The sequence below is a fragment of the Actinocorallia lasiicapitis genome (genome assembly GCF_054778695.1).
Map to the genome: position 1 here is coordinate 1 of NZ_BAAGZI010000257.1, position 8,759 is coordinate 8,759.

The window sequence follows — 8,759 nt, forward strand, 5'->3', positions numbered from 1 at the left end:
CTGCCGTGGTCGCGCCGCCGCACCGCGACGGCCGTGACGGTCCGCGGCAGCGCCCAGCCCGCGTCTCGCGCCCGGTCGGCCAGCTCCATCGGGTCGGGTTCGTCCGACACCAGCAGGTCCACCAGGTTCCGGATCTTCTCGGCGCGTTCCCCGGCCGCCCGGGCGAGGGCGGTGACGTGGCCGTCGCGCATCGCGCCGATCAGCCGGTCGTGGTACCGCAGGACGAGCTGGGTGATCTCGCCGATCAGTGACGCGGGCACTTCGGCGCTGGTCTCGGCGACCTCGGTCAGCCGCCGCACGGTGACGCCCGTCCCGACGCGCAGCGCGCTCTGCCACAGTCCTTCGGACCGTCCTTCGCGGGCTTCGATCTCGCCGGCCGCCCGGAACAGGTCGAGGACGTCGTCGAGCGGCGCTTCGGGGTCGTCGATCAGGTCGAGGAACCGCAGGTTGGCGCCTTCGCACATCTGGAACAGCACTTCGCCGTAGCGCGGGTCCTGGCCGCGCACGTATTCGGGCACGTTCTCCTGGATCGCCGTGACGGCTTCGGCCGACACCTGCGGGATGTGCGCACGGAGCAGTTCGACCAGTTCCTTGGTCTCCACTTCACCCAGCCGATGCAGCATCCGTGCATCCTGCCAAGACGTATCCCGCGAAAGATAGAGCGTTCTTCTCATAGTTCAGTGAGATAGGTCTGGGATGTCACGGATGTCGTGGTTATGGTGATCAACATGCGTAAGGTCGATCGCGGGACCGCCCCCGCGCAATGCCCCGTCGAACAGGGGCCGGACGGCGTGTGGCGGATCCGGGGTCACGCCGAGGGGCGTGCGCTGCTGCGCAGCACCGACACCGTCCAGGCGGGTCTCGGCGTCGAGACCATGGAGAAGCTGCCGCAGCGGATCCGCCGCCCCGTCCTCTACCGGGACGGCGTGGAGCACCGCGAGCACCGCCGCCAGACCGCCCGCTACTTCACCAAGAAGCGGGTCGACACCGAGTACCGCGCCCTGATGGAGCGCACCGCCGATACCCTCCTGGCCCGGCTCGTCGCCGATGGCCAGGCCGACCTCGGCGTCCTCGCCTTCGGGATGGCCATCGAGGTCGCCGCGGCCGTCATCGGCCTGACGGACTCCCGCCCCGGCCTGGCGGAGCGGCTCGACCGGTTCTTCCCCGAGAAGTTCGGCCGTCCCGGCTTCACCAGCGTCAGCGGCGTCTACTGGTTCTTCCGGCAGAACACGCAGTTCCTGACGATCTATCTGAGCGACGTGCGGCCCGCCGTCAGGGCCCGTAAGGCCGCCCGCCGCGACGACCTGATCAGCCATCTCCTCGACGAGGGCTGCACGGGCGGTGAGATCCTCGGCGAGTGCGTGACGTTCGCGGCCGCCGGCATGGTCACCACCCGCGAGTTCATCACGATGGCCGCCTGGCACATGCTCGGCGACCAGGCCCTGCGCGACCGCTACCTGGCCGCCGACGAGCCCGCCCGGCACGGGATCCTCCACGAGATCCTGCGGTTGGAGCCGGTCGTCGGCAACCTCAAACGCCGCACCACCGCGCCCGTCGAGCTGCCGGGCGACATCACGATCCCGGCCGGTGCCCTGGTCGACGTCGCGGTCGGTCCCGCCAACCTCGATCCGGCCGCCGTCGGCGCGGACGCCCTGACCGTCTGCCAGGACCGCGAGCTGAGCGACGGCGCCCATCCCTATGGCCTGTCCTTCGGCGACGGCCCGCACAAGTGCCCTGGCGCCCATCTGGCCGTCCAGGAGGCCGACGTCTTCCTCACCGGCCTGTTCGCCGTCCCCGGACTGGCCTTGAAGTCCGAGCCGAGGATCGCGATGAAAGAGGAGATCTCCGGCTACGAACTGAAGGGCCTGATCGTCTCCGCGAACGCCCCCTAGAACCGGCGCCGCGAAGTACTGTGAGGAACATGACCGGAGCAAAGCAGCGGTTGACGACGGTATTCGCCCTGGTCACCCTGGTCGTGGCCGGTTGCGCCGACGACCCGGAACCGGCCGCCTTCCCGCAGGCCCCGACCGACGGCGGCACCACCAGCGCCGCGGGTTCCGAGCCGCTGGAGACGGCCCGCGCGCTCCCCGACGCGGGGCCGCTGCCGAAGCTGACCCTCCGGCAGCTCGCGGGCCAGCGCGTGATCTACAGCTACAAGGGCGCGAACCCGCCGGCGTCGCTGCTGGCCGCGATCCGCAAGGGCGAGGCCGCCGGGGTCATCTTCTTCTCGGGGAACGTGCCGTCGCGCGCGAAGCTCAAGGCGGCCGTCGCGAAGCTGAAGAAGGCGAACGCGCAGAGCCCGGTCAAGGCTCCGCTGCTGCTCATGACCGATCAGGAGGGCGGGCTGGTCCGAAGGCTGCCGGGCGCGCCGGAGAAGTCCGCCAAGCAGATCGGGAAGTCGGCCGATCCGCTGGCCGCCGCTAAGGCCGCGGGCCGCGACGCCGCCGCCAACCTCCGTGACGCGGGCCTCAACGTCAATCTCGCGCCCGTCCTGGACGTCTACCGCAGGAAGGGCGATTTCGCCGACCGGTTCGGCCGCTCCTTCAGCAACGACCCCGCCAAGGTCGCCACCCTGGCCAGCGCGTTCCTCAAGGCCCAGCAGAAGGGCCGCGTCGCCGCGACGATCAAGCACTTCCCTGGCCTCGGCACCGCGCCGACCAGCGCCAACACCGACCTCACCAAGGTCACCCTGAAGGTCTCCGCGGCGACCCTCCGCAGGATCGACGAGGCGCCGTACCGGCCCGCGATCGCCGCCGGAGCGCCCCTGGCGATGGTGTCGTGGGCGGTCTACCCGTCACTCGACAGGACCCGTCCGGCCGGGCTCTCCAAGAAGATCGTCCAGGACGAGCTCCGCGGACGCGTCGGCTTCCAGGGCGTCACCATCACCGACGCGCTGGAGGCGGGCGCGCTCCAACCGTACGGGTCGGTCGCCAACCGGGGTCTGCTCGCGGCGGGCGCCGGCATGGACCTGCTGCTGTTCTCCGCCCAGACCCCGAACGCCGGACTGGCCGGGGTGACGGCGCTCGCCAAGGCCCTGAAGAGCGGAAAGCTGAACAAGGCCGAGACCAGGGCCGCCGCGCGCCGTATCCTCACGGTAAGAAAGGCCTACCCCTGACCTGACCGTGGAGGACGCCGTGGGTCACTTTCCGGGGTCGAGGTCGGCGCTCGCGCCCGACCGGGCGATCAAGCCGGGCCGGCACGGGCTGTCCCGGGAGAGCGTCGCGGCGATCCAGCGTGCCCGGCTGATCGACGGGTTCGTCAGCCAGGTCGCCGCCTACGGGTACGCCAACACGACGATCTCCCGCGTCACCGACGCCGCCGGGGTCACCAAGAAGGCGTTCTACCTGTACTTCCCGACCCTGGAGGACTGCTTCGCCGCGGCCCTCGACCAGGGCGGCCGGGCGCTGGCGGAACTGATGGAGACGGCGTTCCGGCAGGCCCCGGACTGGGCGTCGGGGATCGAGGCGGCCCTGGAGGTCCTGCTGGCGACCCTCGCGGCGCAGGAGCCGTTCGCGCGGCTGGCGACCGTCGAGGTGGCGGGCGCGGGCCCGCGCGTCCGCGCCCTGCGCGACGGCTACCTGCACCGGCTGCACGCCGTGTTCACCGCGCCCGTCTACCCGGGCCCCGCCGTCCACGAGCATGTGGTCGACGCGATCCTCGGCGGCGTCTACAGCACCCTGTACCTCCAGGTCGACTCCGGACGCGCCGCGCACCTGCCCGAACTGCTGCCGTCCCTCACCTATTTCGTGCTGCTTCCGCTCGGCGCCTAACAACGGCCGCGATCCGGTTGCCGGGTGTCGCACATCCGGATGTGAACGGTGTGCGTACTAGGTTTCACCACGGACACGGCGAGTCATCACGCGGGTAACCCCATGTCCTTAACTTCCTCGGTAACGGCGAGTGACCCCCAGCCGCCCGAAGACGAAGGAAGATGCACATGACCGCTGTCGACACGACGGCGCCCGCAGCGACAAAGGGCCCGTGGATCGAGACCTGGGAGCCGGACGACGCGGAGTTCTGGGCGTCAACCGGCAAGAAGGTCGCCACCAGGAACCTCGTGTTCTCCGTTTTCACGGAGCACCTCGGTTTCTGTGTGTGGCTGCTCTGGAGCATCGCGGTGCTGAACCTGCCCAAGGGCATGTTCAGCGTTTCGGAGGTGCTCTGGCTGACCACGGTGCCGAACCTGGTCGGCGCCGCGGTCCGCATCCCCTACACCTTCGCCCCGGCGAGGTTCGGCGGACGGAACTGGACGGTCGTCTCGGCGCTGCTCCTGCTGATCCCGACCGGGCTGTTCGTCTACGCGATCAACAACATCGAGTCGATCTCGTTCCCGCTGCTCCTGGTCATCGCGGCGACGACCGGCCTCGGCGGCGGCAACTTCGCCTCCTCGATGGCGAACATCACGCACTACTACCCGGTCTCCAAGCAGGGCTTCCCGCTCGGGATCAACGCGGCGGGCGGCAACCTCGGCACCAGCGTCACCCAGCTCTGCATGCCGCCGCTGATCGTGGCGTTCGGGCTGGTCGCCGTCGGCTGGGTGTGGATGCCGTTCATCCTGCTCGCCGCCGCCGGCTCCTACTTCTTCATGAACAACCTGCGGACCGCCACCAGCTCCTACACGGTCAAGGAGATGCTGTCGATCTCCGCCAAGGGCAACACCTGGATCATGAACCTGCTGTACATCGGCACGTTCGGCTCCTTCATCGGTTACGCGTTCACCTTCGGTGTCCTGATCAAGACCCAGTTCCCCGACGTCAAGGGCGCGAACTTCATCTGGCTCGGCGCGTTCGTCGGCTCCGTGGCCCGCCCGCTCGGCGGCTACCTGTCCGACAAGCTCAGCGGAGTGAAGGTCACGATGGTGGCGTTCCTGCTGATGGCCGTCGGGATCGGCGCGGTCGCGGTGGCCGTCAACGCGAAGAACTGGGCGGGCTTCCTCGCCGCGTTCCTGTTCGTCTTCGCCGCGACGGGCCTCGGCAACGGCTCCACCTACAAGATGATCCCGGCGCTGTTCCCGACCCGCCGTGAGGGCGCCGCCGCGATCGGCATCTGCTCGGCGGTCGGCGCGCTCGGCGGCGTCGCCATCCAGCAGACCTTCCGGATCTCGATCGAGGAGACCAAGGGCATCGCCCCGGCGCTCACGATCCTGGCCGTGTTCTACGTGGTCTGCCTGGCCACCACGTTCCTGGTCGGCCGGAAGAACCCGAACGTCTGATCCCGCTCTATCCGATCCCGCTCTGTCCGAGCACCCCAGACCGGATCGCCCTCGCCCGTCCCCCGGTGGAGCGAGGGCGATCCGCTGTTCTCATGTCTCATGCCGTGACGGCCGCGGTGCCGCGCGGCCGGGGGACGCTCGGGTCGTCGGAGTCGAGGCCGTTGGCCAGGACGATCAGCCGGTCGGCCCCCGCGAACCTGACCCGCAGCGCCTTGTCGGGGTTGAGCCTGACCTCCCCGTCGGCCGTCCGGTAGCCGACGGCCACATGCCCGAGCCGCCGCGCCGCCTCCACGGCCGTGTAGAAGTCGACGGTCGAACCCGGCACCAGATAGTCGTGGACGGGCCGCAGGTACAGCTCGCAGCCGTCCGGGTCGAACAGCTCCGCGAACACGGCGTGCAGATCGCGGTTCTCGGCGAGCTGCACCATCAGCAGGCTGATCAGCCGCTGGCCGACGATGAAGTCGTCGGCGCGCGTCACCTGGGCGAGTTCCCGGTTGGCGTCGTCGCCGAGCTCGCTGACGATCGTGTAGCCGTGCCCGGCCGCCTCTTTCAGCTCCCGCAGGTGCAGCAGGGTGATGAGGGTGCGGCAGTCGGCGTCGTGGGCGTCGGCGAGCTCGGGGCAGAGCACGATCACGTGCTGGTAGGCGGCGAGGTCGAGCTGTTGCAGGACGTCGCGGGAGGCCGTGTCGCCCGCCGTGAAAGTGACGGCCAGCCCGCCCGGCTCGGGCAGCAGCGGCGCCGCCTCGGCGACCACGTGCAGGGACGAGCCGTCCGGGACGTACACGTCGAGCTCGGTGATGATCCTTGCGGCCCGCCGGTTCCAGCCGAGCACCAGGACGTGCACCGGGCGCGGCTCCCCGGCCGGGGTCCTGCCGATCGCCGGTTCGTCCACGCGGGGGACGGTGGTGCCCGGCACGATCGTGTCGTCGTCGCGGGAGATCGCGATGATCCGGTCGCCTTCGAGCAGCGGGGAGGCCGGTGCGGGGGCCAGTTCGACCCGGCCGTCGCGACGCTGCACGCCGATCACCGTGGAGGTCCGGAACGCCGTCAGGGTCTCGCCGAAGGTCCGCCCCGCCAGCGAGGGGACGTCCGCCATGTAGATCTCGTCGCCCGCGAAGTCGAGCAGCCCCGTGTACACCAGGGACAGGCCGGGCTGCCGCGCCGTCTGGACGATCAGCCGCGACGCGATGTCGTCGGCGTTGACGACCAGGGTCTCGTGGCCGCCCGCGAGCTGCGCGGCCGCCAGGTTCGACCCGTCGGTCACCGAGCCGATCACGTGGTACCCCTCGGCGCTCCTGGCCGGGCTGTGGATGAGTGCCAGCAGCGTGCGGGTGGTCCTGGCATCGTCCGGAGCCAGGACGATCACCGCGCGGGCGGTCTGCGGGCTGACCAGCGGCAGCGCCGTGTGGCTCAGCGGGTCGCCCCGACGGCAGACGATCTTGAATCGGCCGGTCGTGCCGATCCGCTCCCTGATCGCGTCCTCCATGATCACCCGATCGCGGTCGGCGAGGATCGCCACACAGTCGCCGCCGCGGTTCGCGCTCGCCGCCATCAGCTCGCGCAGCACCGGGAACACCTGCTCCGACCAGCCCAGGATCACGGTGTGCCCGCTCTCCAGCACCGCCGAGCGGCCCTTGCGCAGATCGTTGAGCCGCTTGTTCACGCCCGTGGTGATCAGGCTGACCAGGGTGGACGCGAAGAAGATCCCGGCCAGCGCCATCAGGATCTCCAGGATCCGGAACGGCAGCGAACCCTGGTCGGCGTCGCCCAGATGGAACGTGTCGACCGTGTTCTTCCAGATCTCCGTCAGGGTGTTCGCCACCGACGTCTGCTTCTTGTCGTCGACGGCCACCTCCAGCGTGCTGATCGCCACCACCAGGCTCACCGAGATCAGCGCCAGCCAGCCGATCATCGCGGGCGTCCCGCGCGCCATCGTGTTGTCGAACCAGTACCTGACGCGCCGTGTCCAAGCTCCCCTGTCCATAAAGATGATCATGAAACTCGGAGCCGGGAAACGGTCGAAACGCCACGTCATGCCTGGGTAATGGGTGACGGGTCTAACCTGGGGAAATGGACTTCGCGCTGGAGCGTTTCCCCGCGGACCCCGAGTTGCGGGCCTGGGACGCCGCCGACGAGTACCTGCTGCGCCATCTCGGCGAGACCGACGTCGGCGGGCAGGTCGTGATCGTCGGGGATCGGTGGGGGGCGCTGACCACGGCGCTGGCCGGGCACGAGCCCGTCCAGATCTCCGAGTCGTTCCTCGGGCAGACCGCGACCAGGCTCAACCTGGAGCGCAACGGGCTCGCGCCGGTGCCGCTGCTGACCACCCGCGACCAGCCGCCCACCCGGATCGACCTGCTGCTGGTGCGGGTGCCCAAGAGCCTCGCGCTGCTGGAGGACCAGCTCCACCGGCTCGCACCCGCCGTCCACGCCGGAACCACGATCGTGGGCACCGGAATGGTCAAGGAGATCCACACCTCGACGCTGGCGCTGTTCGAACGGATCCTCGGACCCACCCGGACCTCCCTCGCCGAACGGAAGGCCCGCCTGATCTTCTGCACGCCCGACGTGTCGATTCCGCGCACGCCAGGACCGTGGCCGCTGACCTACCGGCTGCCCGGCGACGCGGCGATCGTCGGCGGGCGGACCGTGGTCAACCACGCCGGAGTGTTCTGCGCCGACCGGCTCGACATCGGCACCCGGTTCTTCCTGGAGCACCTGCCGCGCGGCACGGGCGCGTCCCGGATCGTCGACCTGGGCTGCGGCAACGGGGTGGTGGGGCTGGCCGCCGCGCTCACCCACCCCGACGCCGAACTGCTGTTCACCGACGAGTCGTTCCAGGCCGTCGCGTCCGCCCAGGCCACCTGGACGGCCAACGAACACGGCGACCTGAACACCACCGGCCTGAATACCACCGGCATGAATACCACCGGCCTGAACAACAAGGCCGAGTTCCGGGCGGCCGACGCGCTGACCGGCCTGCCCCCCGGCTCCGCCGACCTCATCCTGGTCAACCCGCCGTTCCACACCCACCAGGCGACCACCGACGCGATCGCCTGGCGGATGTTCGCCGGGGCCCGTCAGGCGCTGACGCCTGACGGGGAGCTCTGGGTCGTCGCCAACCGCCATCTCGGCCACCACACCCGGCTGCGCCGGCTGTTCGGCAACGCCGAACTCGTGGCGAGCAACCCCAAGTTCGTGGTGCTGCGGGCCGTCAGCCGGAGTCGCCGCCGCGGGCGATAGGACGGCGCGCCCTGGTCCGCGAGCCCAGCCAGAACATCAGCGCGAACCCGCCGAGCCCGGCGGAACCCCAGCCGACGACCTGCGCCGACGGAGCCGACACCGGACCCGAATCGGCGACCGTCACCACGGTCATCTCCGCGGGACCCGCCAGCACGACCGGCTTGACGTCCTTCAGCACCAGCTCCGACGTGCCCGAGACGGGCGGCGCGAGCACCGGCGCCGCGCCGTCCACCGAAGGCAGTCCGAGCGCCGGCAGCGGTGAACCGGCGGGCGGCGCCGCCGGGAGGAACCCGGCGCCCGGGTA

Annotated in this window: 7 protein-coding genes and 1 pseudogene; 5 read left to right on the plus strand and 3 right to left on the minus strand. The window is 70.3% G+C overall.

Features of this window, described 5'->3' with window-relative positions; genetic code table 11:
• Nucleotides 1-623 (minus strand): annotated as a pseudogene (locus ACYVE7_RS23545) (hypothetical protein); the annotation flags it as partial.
• A gap of 105 nt (nucleotides 624-728) precedes the next feature.
• Between ACYVE7_RS23545 and ACYVE7_RS23550 the strand changes: the two are divergent.
• The 4 genes from ACYVE7_RS23550 (at nucleotide 729) to ACYVE7_RS23565 (ending at nucleotide 5,212) form a co-directional block, all read left to right on the plus strand.
• Nucleotides 729-1,892, plus strand: a complete 1,164-nt coding sequence (locus ACYVE7_RS23550) for a cytochrome P450 (protein ID WP_460367252.1) — start codon at nucleotides 729-731, stop codon at nucleotides 1,890-1,892.
• Between the two features lie 29 nt (nucleotides 1,893-1,921).
• Entirely contained in the window at nucleotides 1,922-3,115 is a 1,194-nt protein-coding gene (locus tag ACYVE7_RS23555; protein ID WP_460367254.1) for a glycoside hydrolase family 3 N-terminal domain-containing protein, read from the plus strand.
• Between the two features lie 19 nt (nucleotides 3,116-3,134).
• Complete coding sequence (locus tag ACYVE7_RS23560; protein ID WP_460367257.1) at nucleotides 3,135-3,770, plus strand: TetR/AcrR family transcriptional regulator; 636 nt, start codon at nucleotides 3,135-3,137, stop codon at nucleotides 3,768-3,770.
• A gap of 167 nt (nucleotides 3,771-3,937) precedes the next feature.
• Nucleotides 3,938-5,212: an MFS transporter gene (locus ACYVE7_RS23565; RefSeq protein ID WP_460367259.1), complete on the plus strand. Its 1,275-nt coding sequence runs from the start codon at nucleotides 3,938-3,940 to the stop codon at nucleotides 5,210-5,212.
• Nucleotides 5,213-5,309: 97 nt separating this feature from the next.
• Here the strand turns inward: ACYVE7_RS23565 and ACYVE7_RS23570 are convergent, their stop codons facing one another.
• Nucleotides 5,310-7,196, minus strand: coding sequence for a CASTOR/POLLUX-related putative ion channel (locus ACYVE7_RS23570; protein ID WP_460367261.1), 1,887 nt, complete (start codon nucleotides 7,194-7,196; stop codon nucleotides 5,310-5,312).
• A gap of 86 nt (nucleotides 7,197-7,282) precedes the next feature.
• Here ACYVE7_RS23570 and ACYVE7_RS23575 point away from each other — a divergent pair, with 86 nt between their 5' ends.
• Entirely contained in the window at nucleotides 7,283-8,455 is a 1,173-nt protein-coding gene (locus ACYVE7_RS23575; RefSeq protein ID WP_460367263.1) for a methyltransferase, read from the plus strand.
• On the opposite strand, the gene ACYVE7_RS23580 is transcribed toward ACYVE7_RS23575, so the two are convergent.
• Nucleotides 8,427-8,759 (minus strand): hypothetical protein (locus ACYVE7_RS23580; protein ID WP_460367265.1); only part of this gene is annotated, 333 nt, incomplete at its 5' end. The genes ACYVE7_RS23575 and ACYVE7_RS23580 overlap by 29 nt on opposite strands.